Source organism: Mesorhizobium sp. RCAM 06353 (genome assembly GCF_059683585.1).
In genome coordinates this window covers 2,540,125-2,563,535 of record NZ_CM185031.1, presented here as the reverse complement: position 1 = coordinate 2,563,535, position 23,411 = coordinate 2,540,125, and the positions used below count along the sequence as shown (strand labels likewise).

Here is a 23,411-nt window from a genome sequence, read left to right as displayed (position 1 = left end):
AACCTCTGACATGAACGAGGCCGACGCACTCGACATCGTCCAGTACGCGGTGTGGACGGTGCTGACCGCGTCCGCTCCGGTGGTGCTGGTCGCCATGGCGGTCGGCATCGGCATCGCCCTCATCCAGGCGCTGACGCAGATCCAGGAAATCACCTTGACCTTCGTGCCGAAGATCGTCGCCATCATGCTGGTGGTGGCGCTCACCGGCCCGTTCATCGGCGGACAGATATCGGCCTTCACCAACGTCATCTTCCAGCGCATCCAGAACGGGTTCTGAACCCTTCGAGGGAGCGGGCGGCGGCTTCCATCCGGAATTACCCGAATCCAGCGGCCCGCTTGCGGTTGACCCGGTTCCGGCTAAATTGCCGTGCAGGCCACTCCTGGCCAGGCGATCGTTCTGTCCCAATGGTCCCTCGAAATCTCCTGAACCAGCACAGACCGGCCGGCGGACCATGTGCGGCATAGCCGGCGTCTGGCGCAAGCGGAACCCGATCGCGGGCGGCGATCTCACCGATGTCGGTCGCATGACGCAGGCACTGGCGCATCGCGGCCCCGACGATCACGCCACATGGAACGACAGCCGGCTGGCGCTCGGTCACCGGCGGCTCTCGATCATCGATCTGTCGGCGCAAGCCCGCGAGCCGATGCTCACCGCCTGTGGCCAGGGCGTGCTGGTCTACAATGGTGAGGTCTACAATTACCGGACACTTCGCGCGACGCTTGAGGCCGAAGGCAGGCGGTTCCGAACGGTTTCGGATGCCGAAGTGGTCCTCGAAGCCCTGCACCACTGGGGGCCGGACAAGGCCATTCCGCTGTTCGACGGCATGTTTTCCCTCGCCTATTTCGACATGCGGGCCGGCGCGCTCTGGCTGGCCCGCGATCGCCTCGGCATCAAGCCGATGTCGGTGGCCGAGACGAGTGAGCGGATCCTCTTTGCCTCCGAAGACAAGGCGATCCTTGCCTGTGACGACGTTGCACGCGCCATCGATGCGCGCGAGATCACCTTGCGTCTCGCCTGGCAAAGCCGCGACTCCAGCTCCAGCCTGTTCGAAGGCATAGAGCGGCTGCCACCGGCGGGCCTGTGGAAGATCACCGACGCCGGCATCGAGAAGCGCTGTTTCTGGCACGTCCTCGATGTGCTCGACGCCGCCCGCATCACCGGCGACACCGCCAGCGACGCCGAGCACATGGCGACGCTGGAGGCGCTGATCGACGACAGCGTCGGACTGCACTGCATTGCCGATACCAGCCTGGCCGCGGCTTGCAGTGGCGGTGTCGATTCCGGTCTCGTCACGACGCTGGCGAAACGATTCAGGCCGGAGATGACGGCCTATGTCGTCGATCCGCGCCTCGGCCACAGCGAAGCCGAAGACGCCGCACGCACCGCGCGCCATGCCGGCGTGCCGCTGAACAGGGTGCCCGTCGACAAGGAGCGGTTCCTCGAACTCTGGCCAAGAACAATCTGGCATCTGGAGAGCGACGGCTGGCATGCGAGCCATGTCTGCCTGCTGGCGCTTGCCGAACAGTGCCGGGCCGACGGCGTCAAGGTGCTGTTGACCGGCGAAGGCGCCGACGAACTCTTTGGCGGCTACGACTGGCAGGAAGCCAGCATGCGGCCGTGGCGGCCCTGGTCATGGCCGCAACGGCTGTTTCGCTCCAAGGCCCGGCTTGCCCGCAGGTTCGAGCGCCTGCGTCATGCCCCCTTCCGGACATCGGTTGCGGGTGGCCATGGCTGGGACCGCAACATCGTGCTCAGGGCACTGTCGCCGGAACTGAATTTCCTGCAGACCAAGATCTTCGACCGGCTCGAGCCGGTCGCGTCACTCAGTGATCGTGCCTTCCTGGGATGCTGCCTTCACGACATGTACGCGCATCTTCAGGACCTGTTGAACAGGCATGACCGGCTCAGCATGGCGGCTTCGGTGGAGCTCAGGGTGCCGTTCCTCGAAAACCGGCTGATCGACTTCGCGATCCATCTGCCGAGGCGGCACAAATACCGCCACAAGCAAGGAAAATGGCTGTTGAAGAAAGTCGCGGAAAAACACATTCCGCTTCAGAACGTGAACGCCCGCAAAAACGGCTTCCAGGTATCGAACGCCTTCACCACGGGCACGGAGAGCCTTCTGGGCGGCGGCTTGCTGCGCGACGTCATGAAGTGGCCGGCGGCTTCGGTCGAAGACCTGATCGAGCTGGCAAAGCGGGACCAGCCGTCGCGGCTGCGGTTGGTCGGCATGGAGCTTTTCCTTCGCCTGCATGCCGGCGGCCAGACCACAGGCGACCTCACCGAAGCGCTGCACGCGGCGGTCAGGGACGCTCGCTGAGGCAAACGAACGGCATAGCCTTTCGCGATGCCGACGCAGGGCGTGGCCCTCTTCTATCCCTTTGTTGGACCATCATCTTTTTCGCATGACATTCGCCCTTTGCGGCGCGATGCCATAGTTTCGGCAAACGATGCGGAGAAACCGCATGGATCGGCACGCCGTGGCAGGAACCCATCCATGATTGACGAGAAACCGGATAGCGAAGGCGTTTCGGCGCTGGCGCCGTTCCGGCATGGCATTTTCCGCGCCGTCTGGTCCGCAAGTCTCGTGTCCAATTTCGGTGGCCTGATCCAGGGCGTCGGCGCCGCCTGGATGATGACCACGATCGCCACCTCGCCCTATCAGGTCGCCCTGGTCCAGGCCTCGACCACCTTGCCGATCATGCTGTTCGCGCTTGTCGCCGGCGCCATCGCCGACAGCTTCGACCGGCGCAAGGTGATGCTGGTCGCGCAGACCTTCATGCTGGTCGTTTCGGTGCTTCTGACGGTGTTCACCTACTATAATTTGCTCACGCCCTGGACGCTGCTTGCCTTCACCTTCCTGATCGACAGCGGCACGGCGCTCAACAGTCCGTCGTGGCAGGCGTCCGTCGGCGACATGGTTCCGCGCAACAAGGTGCCCGCGGCCGTTGCACTGAACTCCCTGGGTTTCAACCTCACACGCAGCGTCGGTCCGGCGATCGGCGGCGTCATCGTCGCGGCAGCCGGTGCCGCGGCCGCCTTCGCAGCCAACGCGGTCAGCTATATCGGCCTCATCATCGTGATGGCGCGCTGGAAGCGCGACGTACCGGTGTCGACCTTGCCGCGCGAATCGCTGGGCGCGGCCATGGGCGCCGGCCTGCGCTATGTCGCCATGTCGCCCAACATCGGCAAGGTGCTGGTCAGGGGCGCGGCCTTCGGCTTCAGCGCCGGCGCGGTGCTGGCACTCTTGCCGCTGGTGGCGCGCGACGTCGTCAAGGGCGACGCCTTGACCTACGGCATCATGCTGGGCTCGTTCGGCATCGGCGCCGTCGGCGGCGCGCTGATCAGCGTGCGGCTGCGGCAACTGCTCTCCAGCGAGACGATGGTGCGCTGTGCCTTCGCCGGCTTCGCCGTCTGCGCCTTCAACGCCGCGATCAGCCATCACGCCTGGCAGACATCGCTCGGCCTGCTGGTCGGCGGCGCCTGCTGGGTGATCGCGCTGTCGCACTTCAACGTCACCGTGCAGATGGCGACGCCGCGCTGGGTGGTCGGCCGGGTGCTGTCGGTCTATCAGACCGCCACCTTCGGCGGCATCGCGCTGGGCAGCTGGATCTGGGGCGTCGTCGCCGACGCCCATGGCGCCGAGACGGCCCTGATCGCTGCCGCCATCACCATGCTGGCGGGCGGTGCCATCGGCCTCATGCTGCCGCTGCCGCAGCAGCAGGTGCTGAACCTCGACCCGCTCAACCGCTTCAAGGAGCCGCATCTCGCGCTCGACCTGAAGCCGCGCAGCGGCCCCATCGCCATCATGATCGAATACATCATCCGCCATGAGGACGAAGCGGAATTCCTCGCCACCATGGCCGAGCGCGGCCGCATCCGCCGCCGCGATGGCGCCCGCAACTGGACGCTGGCGCGCGATCTCGAAAACCCCACAATATGGATCGAGCACTACCACACGCCGACCTGGCTCGAATATGTCAGGCACAATAGCCGCATCACCCATGCCGACGCCATGGTCGGCGACCGCCTGCGGGCGCTGCACAGCGGCGACGAGCCGCCGCGCGTGCGTCGCGTCATCGAGCGCCCGACCACCGCCGGCACCGCGCTGGTGATGGCCAAGGGGCCGATCGAGCACTGATGGTGCCCAAGGCTGAATTGATCCGTCGACGAAATAGCCGGCCTATTTTGCCAGCAAGGCGAGAAAACCATCGAGGCTTTGCTTCATCAGCGCCTCGGCGTTCTCCGCACCACCCCACTGGGCAAACTGACCATCGATCCACATGCGGGCGAGACCGTAGACCAGCGCACGTGCCTGCAGGGGAACGCCTTCTATATCGGTTTTCCGCAACTGCCCGGCCGCGCGCGCATCCTCCAGCAGGCGCACCATCAGACCGCGGATTTCTTCATTGAGCCCGACAAGCGTCTCGGAGGCATCGAAATCGATCGCCCGGCGCATCGAGATGATCTCGAAATGCGTCGGGTTGTCGATGACCCAGCGCAGATAGGCGCCCCCCAGCGCCCGAAAGCGCGACAGCGGGTCAAGTTGTTCTGCTTTGTCGAGCTCGACCGATATCCCCGCACGGAACCGGCGCATCGCCTCTTCGGCCACGGCGGTCATCAGCGCGGTCTTGGTCGGAAAGTGCCGGAACGGCGCTCCTGACGACACGCCGGCCCGCTTGCCGGCCTCACGCACCGTTACCTGATCGACGCCATCCTCCCTGGCTATGGCAAGGGCGGCGTCGATCAGTGCCTGCCGCAGACTGCCGTGATGATAGGTCTTGCGTTGCGTCGCCATGCCCCTGTCCCGATCACAATCCGACGATCGATGCAAGCACGACTTACTTCTGGATTGCAATGGCAGCCAATCAATGTAAGTAGTGATTACATATTCTGCTCAGGAGGCTTCATGGACACCGTCGCACCACCCCTTGCAACCAGGGCAACGAGCCGCTGGTGGCTGTTCTGGCTTTTGGCCGCGATCATTCTTGCATTGTCCGGGCTTGTCGCATTCCGCGGCGATTTCTCGGTCGAAGCGGTTCGCCAGGTCGTGCGGCTCACCGCACAGATATCGCTGATCCTGTTCTGCATCGCCTTTTCGGCATCAGCGCTCGCGCGCCATCTGCCAAGCGCATCCACACTGTTCCTGCGCCGTCATCGGCGCCAGATCGGATTGGCCTTTGCTTTTTCGCATGGCGTCCATGCGGTCGCCCTGTTCGTTTTCGCGCAGACGAGTCCGGATCAATTCGACGACGCCACGGATACCGCAATGTTCGTTTTCGGCGGCCTTGCCTATCTGTTCATCATCGCCATGGCGGCGACATCCTTCGAGCGCACGGCTGCATGGATCGGACCACGCGCATGGCGCATCCTTCACACAGTCGGCAGCTACGACATATGGCTGACATTTCTGATTGCCGAGGGCAAACGCGCGGTCCACGACGTCTACTATTGGCCCTATGTGGCTGTTCTCATCGCCGTCATGGCCATTCGTTGGTGGGGCGGAAAAACGCGGTCGGCCGCCAGCTAGCCCGCCCGCCAAGCTCGCCTGACAGGCTGGCGATGGCTAAGGTCCGATCGCGCTCTGATTTTGGGCCCAGCGGCGGCGGTCAGCCGGCGCTCTGGATCATGTAAAGCTTGCGCGTGGTTTCCCGGATTCGCCATTCGCCCTTCCATCCCTGCGGCAGCACGAGAAGGTCGCCCGGCCCCAGCTCGCGCGTCTCGCCGTCGGCGCGGCTCACCTCCACCCGCCCCGAAATGATATGGCATATCTCCGACGAACCTGTGCTATCGGCGGTGAAACGCCCGGGCGTGCACTCCCAGATGCCGATATCGACGGTTCCGTCCGGCGACTGGAAGAACGAGCGCACCGCCTCGACCTGATCCCCCTCGATGCTGGTCGGCTTTGGTGAGAACGCGCCGATATCGGTCTTGGCGAGATCGTGGAAGGTCGAAAGGTCGATCAAATTGGACTCCATGGATCAGTGGCCCGTGATGCTGTCAGCGAGCGCCGCCAGTCTCGATGTATGCGCAAGCCCAGCGGCCTCGCGCCCGTCAGCGATGCGATAGAGCTGGTACATCGAATGTACGCCAAGCCACCGGAACGGCTCCGGCTCCCATGGCCTGACCTTGCGATTGACCCACGGCAGCTTCGTCAATTCCGTGTCCTGGCCAAGGATCAGGTCGGCCAGCGTGCGTCCCGAAAGATTGGAGCTCGACACGCCAAGCCCGACATAGCCGCCGGCCCAGCCGATGCGGGTCGCGGGATCGAGCCCGACGGTTGTGCACCAGTCGCGCGGCACGCCGAGCACGCCGCACCATGCGTGGTCGATGCGGCAGTTCGCCGTCTGCGGCAGCAGCGTCGTCAGGATCTGATGCAGCTGGTCGATCGTCGCCTGCTGCGTCTGCCCATTGACGTCGGTGCGCGAGCCGTAGCGATAGGGCACGCCGCGCCCACCCATGGTGATGCGCCCCTCGCGCGTGCGCTGGGCATAGCAATAGGCGTGGGCGGCGTTACCGAGAAGCTCGTGACCCTCCCAGCCGATCTGTCGCCAAAGCGCCTCCGACAGCGGCTCTGTGACGATCTGCGCGCTGTTGAGCGCCAGCCAGGTCCGCTCCTCGCCGGGAATGCCTGCTGTAAAACCCTCCGTCGCGCGGATGACGGTTTCCGCCCGCACCGTGCCGCGGTCGGTCGTCACGCAGCCCTTGGCGATCGAGGTCACCGTCGTCTGTTCGTAGACCGGCACGCCTAGCCGCTCGACAGCGGCGGCAAGTCCGCGCACCAGCTTGGCCGGCTGCACCCGCGCCTGGCCGTGGACGACGAAGCCGCCCATGACGTCGCGCACATTGATGCGCGCCCGCGTCGCCGCCTGATCCAGCATTTCGACGCGGTCCGGATCGACATCCCAGGCGCGGATCGTTTCGCACTCTTCGCGCGCGCGTTCGAGCTGCGCGGGGTTGGTGGCCACCGTCAGATTGTCGACGCGGCGGATATCGGCGTCGATCCCTTCCTCTGTCGCCACCCGGATCACCTCGTCGACGCAGCCCGCCATCGCCGCCTGCATGGCGCTCACCCCTTGCCGGGTCGAGGTCTTGAGATATTTTTCACGCGACCACGAGAAGCCACCTGACAGCCAGCCGCCATTGCGGCCCGAAGCGCCGAAGCCGGCGAACTCTCGCTCGATCAGCGCGATGCGCAGCGAAGGTCTGGCCTTCTTCAGATAGTAGGCGGTCCACAGCCCGGTATAGCCGGCACCGACGATCGCGACATCGGCATCGATGTCGCCGGGCAAGGGTGGCCGGGGCGCAGGAACTCCGCCCAAATCTGCATACCAGAACGATATGTCGCCGTTGCGTTTGGCTTGCATGGGATGACTTTCAGCAAGAGCAATTCCAGGAAAAGTGTGAAACGGTTTTCCGTCCGGGATTGCGTTAAAACAAAGAGATGGATCAGGTCAGCGTCGCGTCGGCCGTGCTGTCATCTGCCAGAAGCTTGGCGTCGGCACCGTCGAAGCAAAGCTCCACCTTGTCGCCAAGGCCAAAGCTGTCGCCGGTCAGCGGCGAGCGCACAACCGCCGTGGAGCCGTCGGCGAGCCTGACTTCGTATTTCGATCCGGAACCGAGATAGATGGCTTCCGCGATCGTCCCCGGCAGCCGGTTGGTGGTGCCTGCCGCGCTCTGGCCGGGCCGGCGGATGGCGAGCTTTTCGGGGCGCAGCAGCATGACCGGACGGGCTTCCCCGGCGATCCGCCGAGGCGCCGTCACCGTCTCGCCGGCGATGCTTAGCGCCGTGCTTGCGCCGTCGCTTCGCGCCTCTCCGCGCAGTACGGTGGAATCGCCGATGAAGCGGCCGACGAACAGCGTCGCCGGTTCATCGTACAGCTCACGGCCGGTGCCGACCTGCTCGATCCGTCCCCGATTGAACACCGCAATGCGATCCGACAGGACCAGCGCCTCCTCCTGGTCATGCGTCACATAGACGAAGGTGGTGCCGAGCTCGCGATGGATGCGCTTGATCTCGAGCTGCAGCCATTCGCGCAGCTTCTTGTCGAGCGCGCCGAGCGGCTCATCCATCAGCAACAGCGGCGGGTCGAAGACGATGGCGCGGGCCAGCGCCACGCGCTGCTGCTGGCCGCCCGACAGTTCGCTGGGATAACGATGCGCGAAGTCGCCCATCTTGACCATGTCGAGCGCCCTTGCGACGCGCGCCTTTCGCTCGGCCTGATCGACGCCGCGCAGCGTCAGCGGATAGGCGACGTTGCGGCCGACGCTCATATGCGGAAACAGCGCGTAGTGCTGGAAGACAACGCCAATATTGCGCTTGTGCGCCGGTACGCCGACGACGTTCTTGCCACCGACCAGCAGCTTGCCGCTGGTCAGATCGGTGAAGCCGGCCACGACATTCAGCGTCGTGGTCTTGCCGGAGCCGCTCGGGCCGAGCAGCGTCATGAACTCGCCGGGCTCGATCCGCAGCGAAACGCCGTCCAGCGCCTTGAAGCCACCATAGGCCTTGCTGATCGATTCGAGATCGATCGCCGCGCCCTTGCTCTGCTCTGGCTGCTTCATTGGCGTCCTTTCCGTTCGCGACCAAGAAGGAGCATGCCGCCACCGATCAGGATCGTTGTGGCGAAAAGCAGGATCGTGCCGACGGCGGCAACCGTCGGATCCGCGTCGCGGGTGATCGAGGAGAATATCTGCACGGGCAAGGTCTTGAGATAGGGGTTGGTGATGAACAGCGACACGACGATCTCGTCGAAGGAGGTGGCGAAGGCGAAGAGCAGGCCGGACAGCATGCCGGGCAGGATCAGCGGCAGCGTCACCGTGCGGAACGTGGTCAGCGCGCCCGCGCCGAGGCTCGCCGCCGCCGTCTCGAGGCGCCTGTCGAAGACTTCGAGACTGGCGGAGACCGCGATCAGCACGAAGGGCAGCGCAAGGACGGTGTGGGCAAGGACGAAGCCCAGCAGCGTGCCGACGAGATGGGTGTCGAGATAGACGGCGTAGATGCCGATGGCGAGCACCACACCCGGCACCACCATCGGCGTCAGCATCAGCATCCGCAACAAATTGGCCGGCCCGGCCTTCATGCGGTCAAGGCCGAAGGCCGCGAGCGTGCCAAGCACCGTCGCCAGCACCGCCACGATCGAGGCAACCTTGAGCGAATTGAGGAAGCTGTTCGACCAGTCTGGATTGGTGGCAAAGTTCTGGTACCACTGCCAGGAGAAGCCCTGCGGCGGAAACGCCAGCGACTTGTTCTCGTTGAACGACATCGGCACCACGACCAGCGTCGGCGCCACCAGCCATATCGCCACCAGCAGGCAGACCAGGCCCAGAAGCAAACGTGTAAGCGGCCTCATCTCCATCAGCGCCGCTCCGCTTCACGATACCTGGAGCGCATCACCGGCGCCGCCAGCGCCAAGAGCACGAAGGTTGCGACGAGCAGCACCACACCCATCGCGCCGCCTCGGCCCCATTGCAGGAGACTGAGCACCTGGGTCTGCACCAGTGTCGACAGCATGGTGGAACGCGGACCGCCGAGCAAAGCCGGGGTGATGTAGAAGCCCAGCGCCAGTATGAACACGATGATCGCGCCGGCATAGACCCCTGGCAGGGACAGCGGCAGATAGACCGTGAGGAAGGCGCGGGACGGCCGCGCGCCAAGGCTTTGCGCCGCGCGCATCAGCCTGAGGTCAATGCCTTTCATGACCGAATAGAGCGGCAGGATCATGAACGGCAAAAGCACCTGCGCCATGCCGATCACCACGCCGGTCTGGGTTCGGATCAACTTGACGCCACTGAACCCGGCCGCGCGCAGCAGCGAATTGATAACGCCCGAATCCTGTAGCAGGATCACCCAGGACAGAGTGCGAACCACCCCGCTCACCCAGAACGGGATCAGCACGCAGAGCACCAGGACGAGCCGCACCCGCGGCCCGACGGCGGTCATCAGATAGGCGTAAGGATAAGCGCAGATCACGCAGACGATCGTCACCCAGGCCGAGATGGTGAAAGTGCGCTGCAGCACCGTGAGATTGATGGGCGCGCCGAAGAACCAGGCATAGTTCTGCACGCCCCATTCCGGCTCCGACAGGCTGCGCAGCACGATGGTGAACAGCGGATAGCCGATCACCGCGACGAGCAGGATCAGAGCCGGCGCGGTGAGCGCGAACGGCCGCCACGCCCACCCCGGCCGCCCTTCGGCGGCGGGTTGGGTCGGAAGCTCGGACGCGCTCACGATCTGCCCCTCGTTCGCTGGTTCAGTTGCCGGCCATCAGCGCCGACCACTTCTCCTGCGCCACCGCGAAGTTCGGGACCCAGAACTTGAAGTTCTGCTTGTAGCCCTGCTTCTGGCGATCCGGAGTATTGGTCAGGAAGGCGGCGACGGAAGCGTCGACCTTGGGCTGCGCGTCGCTGTTGATCGGCGTGTAGGATGTCTTCTCCGCCAGGACCTCCTGTGCGTGCTTGCCGAGATAGGCATTGAGCAGCGCGTAGGACGCGTCCGTATCCTTGACGCCGACGGGGATCGTCATCTGGTCCATCACCACCAGCCAGTCCTGCCAGGCCGGCGCGTATTTGGCGCCGTTCTTGACCGCGGTCATGGCACGGCCCGTCCACATCATCAGCATGTCGGCCTCGCCGGATTCCGCCAGCTGCTGCGATTCAGCACCCGTCTTCCAGAAAATGGTATCGGGGCCGAGCTTGCGGACCACATCGATAGCCTTGTCGATATCGGCCACCGTCATCGCCTTCGGGTCGCCGCCGGCAACCTTGAACGCCTGTTCCAGCAAGCCGCCCGTCGGGCTGCCGGAGCCGTCGATCCCGCGCACGCCCGGAAACTTTGCCGTATCGAAGAAGTCGGCCCAGCTCTTGGGCGGATTATCCTTGTACTTCTCCTTGTTGTACATCAGCACGACGCCGTAGTTCATCGCCGGCACCGAGCACTCGCCGACCTGGCCTTCGGGGATTTTCGAGACGTCGAGCTTCGTCAGATCCAGCTTCTGGAACAGCTTGCCGCAATAGACGTAAGGCGGCAGGTCGTCGGTGTCGACGACGTCCCAGGCTACGTTGCCGGACTCGACCTGCGCCTGCAGCTTGGCGATCTCGGTCGGTCCGTCATTGAGCAGCTTGACGCCGGACTTGTCGACGAACTCCTGCAGCGCGGCCGCCTGGCCGTCCTGGTAGATGCCGCCATAGGAGACGAACGTCAGCGTCTTGCCCTTGAGCGACCCTTCCTTGACCTCGCCTGCGACCGGCTTTTCCTGCGCGAACGCCGCAGTTGCCAGCACACCAAGCGCCATCACGGCGCTGAGATACAAAGCTTTCGTTTTCTGCATGATTGTCATTCTCCCATTGATGCCCGCATTGGATTGGACCTACCTGGCCGCGAGCGGTTTCCAGGCCGTGTATTGGTCGAGTTCGGCGCGCACCGAGGTCGGCGGCGCGATGATCCACATCACTTCGGCTCGGCCACTGCCGATGTTCTCGGAGCGATGCGGTGTCGAGGTCGTGTATTCGATGCTGTCGCCCTCTTCGAGCACGTGGCGCGCCTCGCCGAGCGAGACCTCGACGACCCCGCGCAGCACGACGAGCATCTCGTGCGCGTCGCCATGGGTGTAGCGATCGGGTCCGGTCGAGCCCCCAATGTCGAATTCCCCGACATAGACTTCCATGTCGCTCAGCGGCGGGCGCGACAACAGCATCTTGCGACAGCCATCGCTGGGCGGCAGGCTCGGCCGCTCGCTTCGCCTCAGAACACCATGGTTTTGCGCTGTGCTTTCCTCGAACAGCATGGCGACGCTGACGCCAAGAGCCGAAGCCATCTGGTTGAGCGAGGCGGTGCTGGCACCGGTCAGGCCGCGTTCGAGCTGGCTGATGAAACTGGCGCTCGTCCCAGTCGCTTCCGCAAGCTCCCGCAACGACAGCCTGCGGGCGAGGCGAAGGCTCTTGAGCCGCATGCCCAGCACCTGATGGGCATGCGTCGCGGCCGATACGTCGCCCGTCTTTACCGAAGCCTTGTCGGACCCCTTGCTCATGTGGTCTTCCACCTCACTTAACACCTTGTACAGTGGCACTGTACAAATAGCAAGCCGCGCATGACGCCAGCAGCGCACCGATATCCGGGCCAGGCTTGCTCAAATCGCAGCGTGCGTCCGCGGGAGGAGGACGTGCCTGCCGGTCGACAAGGAGATGCGCAGGCGCGCGCGCTACCCCTCGCCCGACAGGTCCCGGCGCGCCTTTTCGAGTTCTTCGGCATAGCGCCGCATCAGATGGCCCTCGGTCAGCAGTCCGAGCACGATGTGGTCGGTGAAATCCTCGACGACCGCCAGTTCTTCGGCGCCAACGCGCTGGAACGTCTCGGCGGCGGTCTGCACGTTCATGCTGGGCACCAGGACGGCATCCTTGTACTGGGCGAGATCGCGCACCGGCACCTCGCCGCCGGCGGGATCGCTGTGCAGTTCGGCCACGATCAGCACGCCGACATACTGATCGCCCGGATCGACGGCGATGACGCGCTGGGCGGAGCCGAGCGGGATCTGCTTGCGGAAAGCGGCCAGCGTCGTCGAGGCATCGATGGACTTGATGTCCTTGCGCATCATCGAACCGACGGTGAGGCTGCGCATCCAGCCGACATCATGGGCGCTGCGGATCGTCTCGCCGCGCAAATGGAAGCGCCATGTCGAGAACGAATAGCCGAAGGTTTCGCGCACCAGGATCGCCGCCATGATCGAGGCGGCCAGAACGACGCCGGTGAGCGTCAGGTCGCGGGTCGATTCCAGCGCCAGGAAGGTCATCGTCAGCGGCCCGCCGACGACACCGACGGCAAGCGACGTCATGCCGACGACGGCGGCGACCGAGGGGTCGATGCCGGTCGCCGGCGAGACCAGCGCCATCACGCCGGCGAATGCCTTGCCGAGCAGCGCGCCGAGGAACAGCGAAGCGAAGAACAAGCCGCCGCGAAAGCCGGAGCCGAGCGAGATGGCCGACGCCGCCAGCTTGAGCACGAAGACACTGGCGACCACGGCCAACCCATAATTCATGGCGAATTCGCGATGCAGCGCGCCATGGCCGCTGGACAGGACCTGCGGCGTGATCAGCCCCAGCAGACCAACGATGACGCCGCCGATGACGGGGCGCAGCGAGGCATCGACCGACAGCCTGTTGAAGCCGCGTTCGATCAGCGTCACCAACTGCATGATGGCGATGGAAGCCGCACCGCCCAACAGCCCGAGCAGCAGGAACGGCACGTACTGGCTGGGCGTCAGCGCCGGCAGGCCGGAAAGCTCCAGTGGAAACGGCACGCCGCCGAACATCTCCGCCGTCAGCGAGGCCGAGATCGCCGCTGTCATCACAGGCGCGACATTGGCGACCGAGTAGATGCCGATGACCAGTTCGAAACCGTAGAAGGCGCCGGTCAGCGGCGCATCGAAGGCGGCGGCGATAGCGCCAGCCGCACCGCAGCCGACCAGGATGCGGACATCATTGCGGCGCAGCCTGAAGATGCGCGCCAGCCGCGATGCCAGGCCGGATCCGACCTGCGTGTAGCCGGCTTCGAGGCCGACCGAGGCGCCAAAGCCGCTGGAGATCATCGTTTGGCAGACGATGATGAATGTGTCGGTCAGCGACATGCGCCCGCCATAGAGCGCATTGGCCTCGATCGGGTCGACCGGGGTGCGGAATTTACGCAACCGCAGCCAGATCACGCTGAGCCCAAGCAAGGCGCCGCCGATCGCCGGTATCAGCGCCTGCACCGGGTTGGCGAGCGAGAACATGCCGGAAAGCCGGCCCCCCGGCTGAACGCCGAACAGGAGCCCATGTAGATCCTGCACGATCTGGCTCATCGCCGTGACCAGTATACCGGCCATGACGCCCACGACGCCCGCCAGGATGACCACGGCGATGCCGCGCGCCTCGAGCAGCGGAATGGATCTCAGCAGCACCGCGCGCAGCCGGCGGGCGTAGACTTGTGGTTGGTTTCTGGAAAGCACCGGGACGGCTCGCCGATATCAAAAGGGACGTGGAAGGCTGATACGCCCGGGGATACCGCATGGCAACCGCGATACCGGCGATCGAATGCGAGGACCGTTTTCGAACGGCTTAGAGGCTTCTTTTGGTCAATCCCCGAGCCCAAAAGCCATAAGTGAATCGGTCGTCTCAAATCGGACGGCCGATTCACTGCTATGCCCTGCTCCCGTTCGCTCACGAAATCGACGCAGCGCCGGAAAAATGGTATTTTAGCCCGTCTCTATATTCCCTCAAGGAGGAGAACATGAGTGCGCGGGGGTTTCTTTCGTTAGCTGCTTGCACGATTTTTTTGAGCTCGTCTGCAATGAGCAGCTCGAGCATAGATATGCCGGTCAAGCAGGATATTTCAAAATCGATGTCTCTTGTGCTCGGTGGCAATGCGGAACAACAGAGCCGGCCGACAGAAGGATTTCTTCAGCTTGCGCAGCAGGACGTCTGCTGTCCTGGCGGTTATCCCTGGTACCGTAATTCAACAAACATGTGTTACGGCAGCTATGAAGATTGCCACGACACCGATGGCGGAGGTTGGTCCTGCAGACAGGTCAACGCCTGCTAGGCTAGGAGAGCAGCGAGATCGATCTAATGAGCACCCCGCGCAGTCGGCGGGCGTAGACTTCGCTATGCTTTCTGGAACGCACCAGGCGGCTCGGCAGACCCGAAGCCGCAGCCGATCAGGTCGGCATGGGCTCGCCGGCCTCATAGAGCACGAGGTTGCGCTCGCCGATGCCAAGCGCCGGCCAGCTTGAGCGCCACGCGGCGATGTGCGGCGAGCGGAAATGCGCATCGAGCGCGGCCCTGTCGCGCCACACCTCGGTGACCCGGATCAGCCCGGCGTCGAGCACGTCGCTCGCATAGGAATATTCGAGGCAGCCATCCTCGGCACGGCTGCCCGAGATCATGCGCTCCATGACGGGCTTTGCTTCCTCCAACTTTCCGGCGGGCAAGCGGATCGTGCCGATGATCAGGAGCATGGGTTTCCCTTCCTTCGCGACATCAGGTCCGCCTACTGTATGTCGCCCAAAAGTGACATCGGTTTTGGGAAGACGACATGCATAAGACAAGGTCTCCCACCCTCGCGCAAGCTTGGCCAGCTACCCTCGCCAGGCTGTCCTATGTGCGGCAACCTATGGTTCGAGGAAGAGAATGGCGATCAGCGAAAGCATCCAGCCCGGGGCGGTGGCCAAGAACGGCCGCGATGTCTTCTTTGCGCTCGGCATCGTCATCATCCTGGCCGTGCTGTTCCTGCCGATCCCGGCCTTCCTTATCGACATCGGCCTCGCCTTCTCGATCGCGCTTTCGGTGCTGATCCTGATGGTGGCGCTGTGGATCCAGCGGCCGCTCGATTTCTCCTCGTTCCCGACCGTGCTGCTCATCGCCACGATGCTGCGGCTATCCCTCAACATCGCCACCACGCGTATGATCCTGTCGCATGGCAATGAGGGCACGCACGCCGCCGGCTACGTCATCGCCGGCTTCTCCAAGCTGGTGATGGCCAGCGACTTCGTCATCGGCCTGATCGTCTTCATGATCCTGATCGTGGTGAACTTCATCGTCATCACCAAGGGCGCCACGCGTATCGCCGAAGTCGGCGCCCGCTTCACCCTCGACGCCATTCCCGGCAAGCAGATGTCGATCGACGCCGATCTTTCCGCCGGCATGATCGACGACAAGACCGCGCAGCTGCGCCGCCGCGAACTGGAGGAAGAGAGCTCGTTCTTCGGCTCGATGGACGGTGCCTCGAAATTCGTGCGCGGTGACGCCATTGCCGGCCTCATCATCACCGCCATCAACATCGTCGGCGGCATCGCCATCGGCTATATCAGGCATGGCATGGGCATGGGCGAGGCCGCCGACGTGTTCATCAAGCTGTCAGTCGGCGACGGCCTCGTCACCCAGATCCCGGCGCTGATCGTCTCGCTCGCCGCCGGCCTGCTGGTGTCCAAGGGCGGCACGCGCGGCTCGACCAACCAGGCCGTGTTCGGCCAGCTCGGTGCCCATCCACGCGCGCTTTACGTGGCGGCGGCACTGCTGGTGCTGCTCGGCCTGATGCCCGGCCTGCCGCTGTTCCCGTTCTTTGCACTGGCCGGTGGCATGGCCGCTCTCGGCTACATCATCCCGATGCGCGCCAACCGCGTCCTCGCCGAGGCCGAAGCGTTGAAGACCCAGGAGAAGGCGACCAAGGTCGAAGAGGAGAAGAACTCGGTCAAGGCGTCGCTCGCCACCGCCGAGATCGAACTTCTGATCGGCAAGCAGTTGTCGACGCGGCTGCTGGTCTCGCATCAGGAGTTGGTCTTCCGCATGGCCAAGATGCGCAAGAAATTCGCCCAGCAATACGGCTTCGTCGTGCCGGAAGTGCGTGTTGCCGACGATTTCGCCATCCCGCCGAAGAGCTACCAGATCAAGGTGCATGGCACGGTGGTCGCCGAATATTCGATGCGCGTCGGCGAGATCATGGTGCTGCTCGGCAGCCGCGACGTGCCCGAAATACCCGGCGAAGAGATCCGCGAGCCGGCCTTCGGCATGCGCGCCTATTCGGTCATGGAAACCTTTGCCGAGGATCTGAAGCGGGAGAACTACACCTTCGCCGACAACATGTCGGTGCTGCTTACCCATCTCTCGGAAGTCATCCGCAACAACCTGCCGCAGCTCCTGTCCTACAAGGACATGAAGGCGCTGCTCGAACGCCAGGACCAGGAATACCGCAAGCTCGCCGACGAGATCTGCACCACGCACATCTCCTATCCCGGCCTGCAGGCGGTGCTGAAGCTGCTGCTGGCGGAGCGCGTCTCGATCCGCAATCTGCACCTGATCATCGAAGCCATCGCCGAGATCGCGCCGCATGTGCGCCGCACCGAGCAGATCGTCGAGCATGTCCGCATCCGCATGGCCCAGCAGATCTGCGGCGACCTCTCGGAAGGCGGCGTGCTCAAGGTGCTGCGTCTCGGCAACCGCTGGGATCTCGCCTTCCACCAGAGCCTCAAGCGCGACGCCAAGGGCGAGGTGCGCGAATTCGACATCGATCCGCGCCAGCTCGAGGAATTCGGCCAGGACGCCACCAAGGCGATCAAGAAATTCCTCGAAGCCGGCGAGCGTTTCGTCCTCGTCACCGCCCCCGACGCCCGCCCCTATGTGCGCATGATCATCGAGCGCCTGTTCACCACGCTGCCGGTGCTCTCCCATGTCGAAATCGCCAAGGGCGTCGAGATCAGGGTGCTCGGGACCATATCGTGAGCGTTCTTTCGCAGAGCGTCGTCATCGCGGCGTTCCTCGCCTTCTGCCGCATCGGCGCCTGCTTCATGCTGATGCCGGGCCTGTCCAGCGCGCGCGTGCCGGTGCAGGTCAGGTTGTTCGTGGCGGTCGCCGCCACCGGCGGCCTGCTCGCCTTCCTGTGGGACCGCATCATTCCCTTCGTCGATCCGCGCCCACAGATCCTGGTGCCGATGATCATCTCGGAGCTCCTGGTCGGCGGGCTGATCGGCGCCATGACCAGGCTTTACATGGAAGCGCTGCGCTTCATGGGCTCGGCCATCGCCATGCTGATCGGCTATGGCGGCTCGGGCGGACCGGCGATCGAGGAGCCGGAACCGCAGGCGGCGCTCGCCGCCATCATCTCGTTCTCGGCGCTGTTGATGCTGTTCGTCTTCGATTTCGACCACGAGATCGTCCGCGCCCTGGTGGCTTCCTACACCGTCGCGCCGGTCAACATCTTCTTCAACCCGCAGGCAGCCCTCGTCGACATCACCGACACCGTGTCGGACACCTTCTTCCTGGTCATCCGCCTCGGCAGCCCGTTTGTCGCCTATGCCATTCTGGTCAATCTGACGATCGGCTTCGTCAACAAGCTGACCCCACAAATCCCGATCTATTTCATCTCCCAGCCCTTCGTCATCGCCGGCGGCATGATCATCTTCTATTTCGCCATCGGCACCATGCTGTCGCTGTTCGTCGACGGCTTTGTCGACCTGACTCTGGCGAGGTGAGATGAGCACGCGCAAGGATCGTCTGAAGAAACTGGTCAAGGTGCAGGAACAGCTGAAGGCGCTGCACGAGACCCGCCACGCCAGCTTCCTGGCCGCGGCAAACGCCGCCGAGGCCGAGGCCAGGGAATTGATCGGCCATTTCGACCAGGACAATTCGCTGTCCGGCCTGTTCCCCGATCTCTATCATCGCCGCATCGCCCAGGCCGTGGTGCGCCAGGAAGCGAACCTGGCAAGCGCCAAACAAGAAGTCGGCCTCATCGCCACCGCAAACGCCCGCACCAACATGGTCGAGCGCGCCTACAAGGACGTACGCAACCGCGACGAGCGCGAGAGCGCCGACCGCGAACGGCTGGATCTGATCGCGCAGAAGCGGGGGGAAGAGTAGCGGCTGTAACTCTGCACCCGTCAGATCCTGCGGAGCGCGTCAGCGGGGAGAAGGCGCGTGGCGCGCCAGGCCGGGTAGAGCGCTCCGAGGGGTCCGGCGATGAAGACGAAGATCAGCGCCTGCGCGATCGACCAGCCTGACAAATAAGGCACGATCAGACCCGCCGCGAACTTTGTCTTCGCCGCCATTTCCATTGTCAGGGCGCCGAGAATGATCCCGATGACCCCGCCGGCGGCGCTCATGATCACGCCTTCGATAAGAATGAGCCGAAGAATCCGCCTCGGAGACCAGCCAAGCGCTGCAAGAACGCCAATCTCGAATGTCCGTTCGTTCACGGCCATCAGAAGTGTATTGGCGACGGCGACAGAGGCCATCGCCATGACAACCAATGAAATTGTCTGGGCAATCGCCCGGAGCAGATCGAAGATGCGGATGCTGTTGGCAAACTGCTCTGTGTCGCCGACCTCGAAACCTGGTGCCGCGGCGATGAGCCGGGTTCGGGCAACGGCAATGTCGTTCTTCTCGAGCGGGCGCTTCAACCTCACCTCGTACAGGGTAAACACGTCCTCCCGCGACAGGAGTTGCTGCAGCCCTTCGAGCGGAACGATCGCGCTGTTCTGGTTCAGCACGGACGAGAACGACGCGATGCCGACAATCTGGTAGGGCTGGAACTGCAGCTCGACCGTATCACCCACGCGCTTGCCCAATGCGGTGGCGATCGACTCGCCAAGGATGACAGGCCACTGGTCCCCCGGTGCAGGGGTTCGCCCCGCCACTAGATGCATGTCTTTCCACAGGAAGCTGCCGGCGGGCCAGCCGGCCATGACAATATTCGCGTCGTCGTCGGCGGTGGTGATGTTCAGGAGAACGCCCGATACGGCCTCGACGTTTGGCACCGCGGTAAGCCCGGAGCCCAGCGACCTGGGCACGGTGCTGCTCACCAGGTTGAACGCACCGCGCTGGCTCACCACCAGGTCTGCGCCGTTCTCATCGATTCCCGATGCGAACGAGCGCTGCACGCCGGCGGTCAGGCCGGTAAGCGCCACAAACCCCGCGACCGCCAAGGCGATGCCGAGAACCGTGAGGAGGGTGCGAAGCGGGCGCGAAGTGAGGCCTCGCAAGGGAAGGGTCAGCTCTGTCATGGGTTAGCGGATCCGCGAAGCCGGTGTGGGCGTCGGCATCGCCGCCGACCGGCTGTCCGAACGGATGCGGCCGTCGGATATCTCGACGCGCCGACCGCACAGCGCGGCCACGTCCTCGTCATGGGTCACCACGATCACCGCGGTGCCGAACTCGCGATGCACGTTGCCAATGATGCTCATCACGGACTGGCTCGTCTGCACGTCGAGACTTCCTGTCGGCTCGTCCGCGACGAGAAGCTTCGGACGGTTGGCCAGCGCCCGCGCAATGGCAAGCCGCTGGCGTTCGCCGCCCGAAAGCTCGGCCGGCAGCAGCGTGGCGCGTTCGGCCAGACCGAAATGTGCCAGAAGTTCGAGCGCGCGAACACGACGCTGCCGCGCTCCGCCGAGGTTTCCCAGCAAAGCCACCTCGATGTTCTCGCGCGCCGACAACGACTGGAGGAGGAAGAAGTTCTGGAAAACGATACCGATCCTGCTGGCGCGCACGGCTGCCCACGCGGCCCTGCCGCTGACGGCCCTTCCCTCGAACCGAACTTCGCCGCGAGTCGGCCGGTCGAGCCCACAGACCAGGTTCAGGATCGTGGACTTGCCGCTCCCGCTGCGGCCGACAATGGCGACGGTCTCGTCATCCTCGATCGCGAGCGACACACCGTCGACGGCGACAATGCGGCCGCCGTCAAAGTCGCGACCGACATTGCTCAATTCGACGAGGGGGGACATGAGCACGAGCGAGGAGTCATACCCGGCCCTTCCTGAGGTCGGCGACAAGTGCTGGGATCGAGCCGCCGTTGCCGGCGAGCAGCTGGGCAACACGATCCCGCTGCTGCACGGTCACGGAGCCGCCGTCGACAAGGACATCGCCGATGCAGAGTTGTCCGCGGCAGTGGCGGACACGCCAGTCCACGGACGTTGGGCCGTGGAGCGGCCGGCGGAATTCGCTGCGCACCAGGATGTCGCCGTTGGCCAGAGCCTTCGTGCCGAGCACGGTGAAAGTCTTGTCCTGTGTCCGCTCCAGCTTGTCGGCCAGCCTGTGCGCAATGGCATAAAGAAGCGCATCGACCACCGAGGCGCGGTCGTCTGCGCTCGCGCGGCGCCAATACGTCCCGAGCACGGCTTGCGCGATCCCCCTGCCGTCGAACGCCGCCGAGAACGTACGGAGCTGCCCCTCGGCGGATCCACCATGCCCAAGCACAACCGCCGCCCGGCGCACGCTCTCAACCAACTTGACCGCGTCACTCTGCTCATCAGCCGCTGCCGAAAGCGATGGGGCGCAGATTGCGAGTAGCGCGGAGACGAGCAAGAGCCGGGCCAACGCTGCCCAGCTTGCGTGCAACCATCGGCCTGCTGTCATGATCCTATGTCATCCAATGCGTTGTTGGCTGTCAACATCGAGCCTCTCAGGCGCCTGCGCAGGCGCATGCCCAAAAGCGGCAGCCAGCGGTTCGAGGCGCGCTACCCGCGCTCTCTGCCTTTCCGTCAGGTCGGGATGGCGGTTACGCACCTGTTTGACGAACGTCGCAGCGACCTGCAGCATTCCCTCCTCGCAGCTGGGGGAAAATGGCAGGCCCAGTTCCCTGTAGATCCGCTTCGTCTCGCCCACAGGGTCGGCGGTCAGATCCTGCAGCCGCACTTCTGCGAAGTCGGCGGCCGGAATCTGAGCTCTATCCGCCAGATAGTGCATCTCTGTCGCGAGATATTCGTGAGCGATGATCTCCTCCTGCTCGTCCTCGGGCAGTGGTGGCTGCAGGGCGAATGCACGTTGCAGTTCGCGCACCAGAAGGAGGTTGGACCGGAACACCGCCTCCGGCGAACGGGAGATGTGGACAAACTTGGCGCCCGGAAACAGCTCCCTGAGGTAGCGGACGCGCGCCGTGTGGCTCGGCGACTTGAGCAGTAGTCGCCGCCCGCCCGCAACGAGAGCAAGCTTCTGCACGAAAGCGAACTGATGTGAGCGCCACCGGCTGAACTCGTCCGCCGAAAGCGCGTCGAGATCGTGAAATCGATTGAAGAAGGCCTGCCGGCGGGGAAGTATCGCGCGTCCCGCGAGGACCGACATCCCACCCATATTGTTCAACGCGAAGTCATCCTCCGCCGGCAAGCTGGCGCCCACCGGCACCACTGCGTTGAGGCGCGTCAACGGCAGCAAGGGTACGAAAAGGTAACGCAGGACAGCCCAGCCGAGAACGAATGTCTGGGGTGCCAGGACCTGCGGCCAACTCGGCGATCTCAGGTTCGGATCGGCTGCCAGCAGGTTCTGCAAAAACGTCGTCCCGGATCGGAAGTAACCGAGGACGAACACAGGGGCGTTGTCCCGCTCCATCCGGGGAGGTCGCAGCCGCAGCCACACCCCAACGATCACGCGCTCCGGCAAGGAGGCGACCGTGCTGATCCCGGAAAGCAGGAGCAGGAGAACCAGGCGCGGCCAATAGGCGGGAGGAATCCGGCCTTGCGCGCGCCTCAGCATCCTCAGCACGGCGTCAAGAGGTGCCACGCACATGAAGTGCGGGTACGGCAAATAGGGCACCAGCCAATGGGCTGCGAAAGCTCGGATGCGGTGTCGGACATTGTTCGATGGCGTCATCAAGGAACTTATGATCCATAGGTTCAGATGTTCAAACCGGCCAGGTCACCAGACCTCCTCAGGCTGTCCGGAACATCATGGTCTCGGTGGTCAACCCCGGCCCGAACGCCATGCCGCAGCCGAGCAAGCCTGACGGCTCCTTCAGCATTTCGGCCATCACGAACATCACGGTTGCCGATGACATGTTGCCGTATCGCCGGAGCACTTCGCGCGATGCGACGAGCGCGGTCGGCTCCAGTTTGAGTGCCCGCTCGACCGCGTCGAGCACTGAGCGGCCGCCGGGATGCACCGCCCACAAATCGATCTCTTTTGCGGGCCTGCCGCCGAGGATGGCCGGGTGCTCGTTGCGCAGCGTCTCGCGGACCGCGCCGGGAACCTGGCCGGACAGCACCATGTCAAAACCGTCGTCGCGGATGTGCCAGCTCATCAGCTCCTTGCGCTCGGCCGCGACGATTGCGTGGAAGCTTTCGAGCAGGATGCCGTGCGGTTCGGCCGTTACCAGCGCAGCCGCACACCCGTCGCCCCACAGGCAAAACGAGATCAGCTTCTCAAGCTCGGCGGCTTCCCTGAAATGCAGCGTGCACAATTCGATATTGACGATCAGCACGCGGGCTTTCGGGTCGGAGCGCACGATATGGCGCGACAGCTTCAAAGCGTTGATGGCGGCATAGCATCCCATGAAGCCGACGATGGTGCGCTCGACCGACGTCGGCAGGCCGCATCGCTGCACCAGCTCGAGGTCGATGCCAGGCGCCGAGAAGCCGGTGCAGCTCGTCACGATCAAATGCGTGATCAGCGAGCGGTCGTCGTCGGCCAGCAGCGTGTCGACGGCCTTTTGCGCGAGCTCCGGCGCGGCAGCTTCGTACATCTGCATACGGATTGCTGTGCTGGCGAACGAGCCCTTGACCGATGTGCCGTCGCGGTCGATTGCCCCACCGCGCGGATCGTCGGCAGGCGCAAAGCAGGAATAGCGATGTTCGATGCCGGCGAGACTGACCATTCGCTCGAAGAGCGTAAGGCGCTGGGCATCGTTTTCAAGCAGCGAAGCTCCATAGCGGAGGAAGAATTGGTGCACGTCGTGTTCGGGAACTGACGTGGCAATACGGTTCAGATACGCCTGAGGGGACAAAATTGCTCCGACAATGAGCCCAATCGGGCCCATAAGAGGTCTAGGAATTGGGGAAGCGCTTCCTAAGGCAAACGTCGGCATAAGGCATTTTATTGCGCGGCGCCGATATTTCTCATTAGCAAACTCTGATACCAGCCTTCGGTATTGTACGAAAGAGACCGAGCCCACTTCATTAAG

General features: G+C 64.1%; 23 protein-coding genes. 8 read left to right on the top strand and 15 right to left on the bottom strand.

Going from position 1 to position 23,411, the window contains the following annotated elements; all coding sequences use genetic code 11:
* Positions 1-10 precede the first annotated feature (10 nt).
* From fliQ to AC56QX_RS12155, 3 genes are all read left to right on the top strand, one after another.
* Complete coding sequence (fliQ, locus tag AC56QX_RS12165) at positions 11-277, top strand: flagellar biosynthesis protein FliQ (protein ID WP_010911298.1); 267 nt, start codon at positions 11-13, stop codon at positions 275-277.
* A gap of 175 nt (positions 278-452) precedes the next feature.
* Positions 453-2,321, top strand: a complete 1,869-nt coding sequence (gene asnB / locus AC56QX_RS12160) for an asparagine synthase (glutamine-hydrolyzing) (protein ID WP_497116153.1) — start codon at positions 453-455, stop codon at positions 2,319-2,321.
* 177 nt (positions 2,322-2,498) lie between these two features.
* Positions 2,499-4,142 carry an MFS transporter gene (locus AC56QX_RS12155; protein WP_497116151.1) on the top strand — a complete coding sequence of 548 codons (1,644 nt, stop codon included), beginning with the start codon at positions 2,499-2,501 and terminating at the stop codon, positions 4,140-4,142.
* Between the two features lie 42 nt (positions 4,143-4,184).
* On the opposite strand, the gene AC56QX_RS12150 is transcribed toward AC56QX_RS12155, so the two are convergent.
* Entirely contained in the window at positions 4,185-4,799 is a 615-nt protein-coding gene (locus AC56QX_RS12150; RefSeq protein ID WP_497116149.1) for a TetR/AcrR family transcriptional regulator, read from the bottom strand.
* A gap of 111 nt (positions 4,800-4,910) precedes the next feature.
* Between AC56QX_RS12150 and AC56QX_RS12145 the strand changes: the two genes are divergently transcribed.
* A complete protein-coding gene (locus tag AC56QX_RS12145; RefSeq protein WP_497116148.1) occupies positions 4,911-5,531 on the top strand; it encodes a hypothetical protein in 621 nt (206 codons plus the stop codon).
* A 79-nt stretch (positions 5,532-5,610) separates the two neighbouring features.
* On the opposite strand, the gene AC56QX_RS12140 is transcribed toward AC56QX_RS12145, so the two are convergent.
* The 8 genes from AC56QX_RS12140 to AC56QX_RS12105 form a co-directional block, all read right to left on the bottom strand.
* The gene (locus AC56QX_RS12140) at positions 5,611-5,979 is read right to left on the bottom strand and encodes a cupin domain-containing protein (protein ID WP_497116147.1); all 369 of its coding nucleotides are present in this window, start codon (positions 5,977-5,979) and stop codon (positions 5,611-5,613) included.
* A 3-nt stretch (positions 5,980-5,982) separates the two neighbouring features.
* Positions 5,983-7,368: an NAD(P)/FAD-dependent oxidoreductase gene (locus AC56QX_RS12135; protein ID WP_497116146.1), complete on the bottom strand. Its 1,386-nt coding sequence runs from the start codon at positions 7,366-7,368 to the stop codon at positions 5,983-5,985.
* Positions 7,369-7,450: 82 nt separating this feature from the next.
* A complete protein-coding gene (locus AC56QX_RS12130) occupies positions 7,451-8,566 on the bottom strand; it encodes an ABC transporter ATP-binding protein (protein WP_497116144.1) in 1,116 nt (371 codons plus the stop codon).
* Positions 8,563-9,360 carry an ABC transporter permease gene (locus AC56QX_RS12125; RefSeq protein WP_477219962.1) on the bottom strand — a complete coding sequence of 266 codons (798 nt, stop codon included), beginning with the start codon at positions 9,358-9,360 and terminating at the stop codon, positions 8,563-8,565. The genes AC56QX_RS12130 and AC56QX_RS12125 overlap by 4 nt, the downstream gene beginning before the upstream one ends.
* Complete coding sequence (locus AC56QX_RS12120; protein WP_497116143.1) at positions 9,360-10,232, bottom strand: ABC transporter permease; 873 nt, start codon at positions 10,230-10,232, stop codon at positions 9,360-9,362. The genes AC56QX_RS12125 and AC56QX_RS12120 overlap by 1 nt, the downstream gene beginning before the upstream one ends.
* A gap of 22 nt (positions 10,233-10,254) precedes the next feature.
* On the bottom strand, positions 10,255-11,331 hold the full coding sequence (locus tag AC56QX_RS12115) for an extracellular solute-binding protein (protein WP_497116142.1): 1,077 nt from the start codon (positions 11,329-11,331) through the stop codon (positions 10,255-10,257).
* 39 nt (positions 11,332-11,370) lie between these two features.
* A complete protein-coding gene (locus tag AC56QX_RS12110; protein WP_258581682.1) occupies positions 11,371-12,030 on the bottom strand; it encodes a helix-turn-helix domain-containing protein in 660 nt (219 codons plus the stop codon).
* A 171-nt stretch (positions 12,031-12,201) separates the two neighbouring features.
* The gene (locus AC56QX_RS12105) at positions 12,202-13,983 is read right to left on the bottom strand and encodes a chloride channel protein (RefSeq protein WP_497116141.1); all 1,782 of its coding nucleotides are present in this window, start codon (positions 13,981-13,983) and stop codon (positions 12,202-12,204) included.
* A gap of 281 nt (positions 13,984-14,264) precedes the next feature.
* On the opposite strand from AC56QX_RS12105, the gene AC56QX_RS12100 reads away from it, so the two are divergent.
* Positions 14,265-14,576, top strand: coding sequence for a hypothetical protein (locus tag AC56QX_RS12100; protein ID WP_497116140.1), 312 nt, complete (start codon positions 14,265-14,267; stop codon positions 14,574-14,576).
* A 115-nt stretch (positions 14,577-14,691) separates the two neighbouring features.
* Here AC56QX_RS12100 and AC56QX_RS12095 read toward each other — a convergent pair whose 3' ends face one another.
* A complete protein-coding gene (locus AC56QX_RS12095) occupies positions 14,692-14,991 on the bottom strand; it encodes a putative quinol monooxygenase (protein ID WP_497116139.1) in 300 nt (99 codons plus the stop codon).
* Between the two features lie 172 nt (positions 14,992-15,163).
* Here AC56QX_RS12095 and flhA point away from each other — a divergent pair, with 172 nt between their 5' ends.
* The 3 genes from flhA to AC56QX_RS12080 are packed head-to-tail and all read left to right on the top strand — an operon-like array spanning position 15,164 to position 18,385.
* A complete protein-coding gene (flhA, locus tag AC56QX_RS12090) occupies positions 15,164-17,251 on the top strand; it encodes a flagellar biosynthesis protein FlhA (RefSeq protein WP_497116137.1) in 2,088 nt (695 codons plus the stop codon).
* Entirely contained in the window at positions 17,248-18,000 is a 753-nt protein-coding gene (gene fliR, locus AC56QX_RS12085) for a flagellar biosynthetic protein FliR (protein ID WP_027045516.1), read from the top strand. The genes flhA and fliR overlap by 4 nt, the downstream gene beginning before the upstream one ends.
* A gap of 1 nt (position 18,001) precedes the next feature.
* On the top strand, positions 18,002-18,385 hold the full coding sequence (locus tag AC56QX_RS12080) for a hypothetical protein (RefSeq protein ID WP_497116135.1): 384 nt from the start codon (positions 18,002-18,004) through the stop codon (positions 18,383-18,385).
* Between the two features lie 20 nt (positions 18,386-18,405).
* Here the strand turns inward: AC56QX_RS12080 and AC56QX_RS12075 are convergent, their stop codons facing one another.
* From AC56QX_RS12075 to AC56QX_RS12055, 5 genes are read right to left on the bottom strand one after another with little or no spacing between them, the layout of a single operon-like run.
* Positions 18,406-19,527 (bottom strand): ABC transporter permease, encoded by a 1,122-nt coding sequence (locus AC56QX_RS12075; RefSeq protein ID WP_497116133.1) that lies wholly within the window; start codon positions 19,525-19,527, stop codon positions 18,406-18,408.
* A 3-nt stretch (positions 19,528-19,530) separates the two neighbouring features.
* A complete protein-coding gene (locus tag AC56QX_RS12070; RefSeq protein ID WP_497116131.1) occupies positions 19,531-20,244 on the bottom strand; it encodes an ABC transporter ATP-binding protein in 714 nt (237 codons plus the stop codon).
* A 16-nt stretch (positions 20,245-20,260) separates the two neighbouring features.
* Positions 20,261-20,875, bottom strand: a complete 615-nt coding sequence (locus AC56QX_RS12065) for a Tgt2/MlaC family protein (RefSeq protein WP_497116130.1) — start codon at positions 20,873-20,875, stop codon at positions 20,261-20,263.
* A gap of 9 nt (positions 20,876-20,884) precedes the next feature.
* Positions 20,885-22,105 (bottom strand): sulfotransferase family protein, encoded by a 1,221-nt coding sequence (locus AC56QX_RS12060; protein WP_497116128.1) that lies wholly within the window; start codon positions 22,103-22,105, stop codon positions 20,885-20,887.
* Between the two features lie 58 nt (positions 22,106-22,163).
* Complete coding sequence (locus AC56QX_RS12055) at positions 22,164-23,234, bottom strand: type III polyketide synthase (RefSeq protein ID WP_497116127.1); 1,071 nt, start codon at positions 23,232-23,234, stop codon at positions 22,164-22,166.
* Between the last annotated feature and the right edge of the window lie 177 nt (positions 23,235-23,411).

What these genes read in the sequence shown, in the direction of transcription:
- fliQ (WP_010911298.1), top strand. Translation starts at nt 11, where the DNA reads ATGAACGAGGCCGACGCACTCGACATCGTCCAGTACGCGGTGTGGACG.
- asnB (WP_497116153.1), top strand. Translation starts at nt 453, where the DNA reads ATGTGCGGCATAGCCGGCGTCTGGCGCAAGCGGAACCCGATCGCGGGC.
- AC56QX_RS12155 (WP_497116151.1), top strand. Translation starts at nt 2,499, where the DNA reads ATGATTGACGAGAAACCGGATAGCGAAGGCGTTTCGGCGCTGGCGCCG.
- AC56QX_RS12150 (WP_497116149.1), bottom strand. Translation starts at nt 4,799, where the DNA reads ATGGCGACGCAACGCAAGACCTATCATCACGGCAGTCTGCGGCAGGCA.
- AC56QX_RS12145 (WP_497116148.1), top strand. Translation starts at nt 4,911, where the DNA reads ATGGACACCGTCGCACCACCCCTTGCAACCAGGGCAACGAGCCGCTGG.
- AC56QX_RS12140 (WP_497116147.1), bottom strand. Translation starts at nt 5,979, where the DNA reads ATGGAGTCCAATTTGATCGACCTTTCGACCTTCCACGATCTCGCCAAG.
- AC56QX_RS12135 (WP_497116146.1), bottom strand. Translation starts at nt 7,368, where the DNA reads ATGCAAGCCAAACGCAACGGCGACATATCGTTCTGGTATGCAGATTTG.
- AC56QX_RS12130 (WP_497116144.1), bottom strand. Translation starts at nt 8,566, where the DNA reads ATGAAGCAGCCAGAGCAGAGCAAGGGCGCGGCGATCGATCTCGAATCG.
- AC56QX_RS12125 (WP_477219962.1), bottom strand. Translation starts at nt 9,360, where the DNA reads ATGGAGATGAGGCCGCTTACACGTTTGCTTCTGGGCCTGGTCTGCCTG.
- AC56QX_RS12115 (WP_497116142.1), bottom strand. Translation starts at nt 11,331, where the DNA reads ATGCAGAAAACGAAAGCTTTGTATCTCAGCGCCGTGATGGCGCTTGGT.
- AC56QX_RS12110 (WP_258581682.1), bottom strand. Translation starts at nt 12,030, where the DNA reads ATGAGCAAGGGGTCCGACAAGGCTTCGGTAAAGACGGGCGACGTATCG.
- AC56QX_RS12100 (WP_497116140.1), top strand. Translation starts at nt 14,265, where the DNA reads ATGAGTGCGCGGGGGTTTCTTTCGTTAGCTGCTTGCACGATTTTTTTG.
- AC56QX_RS12095 (WP_497116139.1), bottom strand. Translation starts at nt 14,991, where the DNA reads ATGCTCCTGATCATCGGCACGATCCGCTTGCCCGCCGGAAAGTTGGAG.
- flhA (WP_497116137.1), top strand. Translation starts at nt 15,164, where the DNA reads ATGGCGATCAGCGAAAGCATCCAGCCCGGGGCGGTGGCCAAGAACGGC.
- AC56QX_RS12080 (WP_497116135.1), top strand. Translation starts at nt 18,002, where the DNA reads ATGAGCACGCGCAAGGATCGTCTGAAGAAACTGGTCAAGGTGCAGGAA.
- AC56QX_RS12075 (WP_497116133.1), bottom strand. Translation starts at nt 19,527, where the DNA reads ATGACAGAGCTGACCCTTCCCTTGCGAGGCCTCACTTCGCGCCCGCTT.
- AC56QX_RS12070 (WP_497116131.1), bottom strand. Translation starts at nt 20,244, where the DNA reads ATGTCCCCCCTCGTCGAATTGAGCAATGTCGGTCGCGACTTTGACGGC.
- AC56QX_RS12065 (WP_497116130.1), bottom strand. Translation starts at nt 20,875, where the DNA reads ATGACAGCAGGCCGATGGTTGCACGCAAGCTGGGCAGCGTTGGCCCGG.
- AC56QX_RS12060 (WP_497116128.1), bottom strand. Translation starts at nt 22,105, where the DNA reads ATGACGCCATCGAACAATGTCCGACACCGCATCCGAGCTTTCGCAGCC.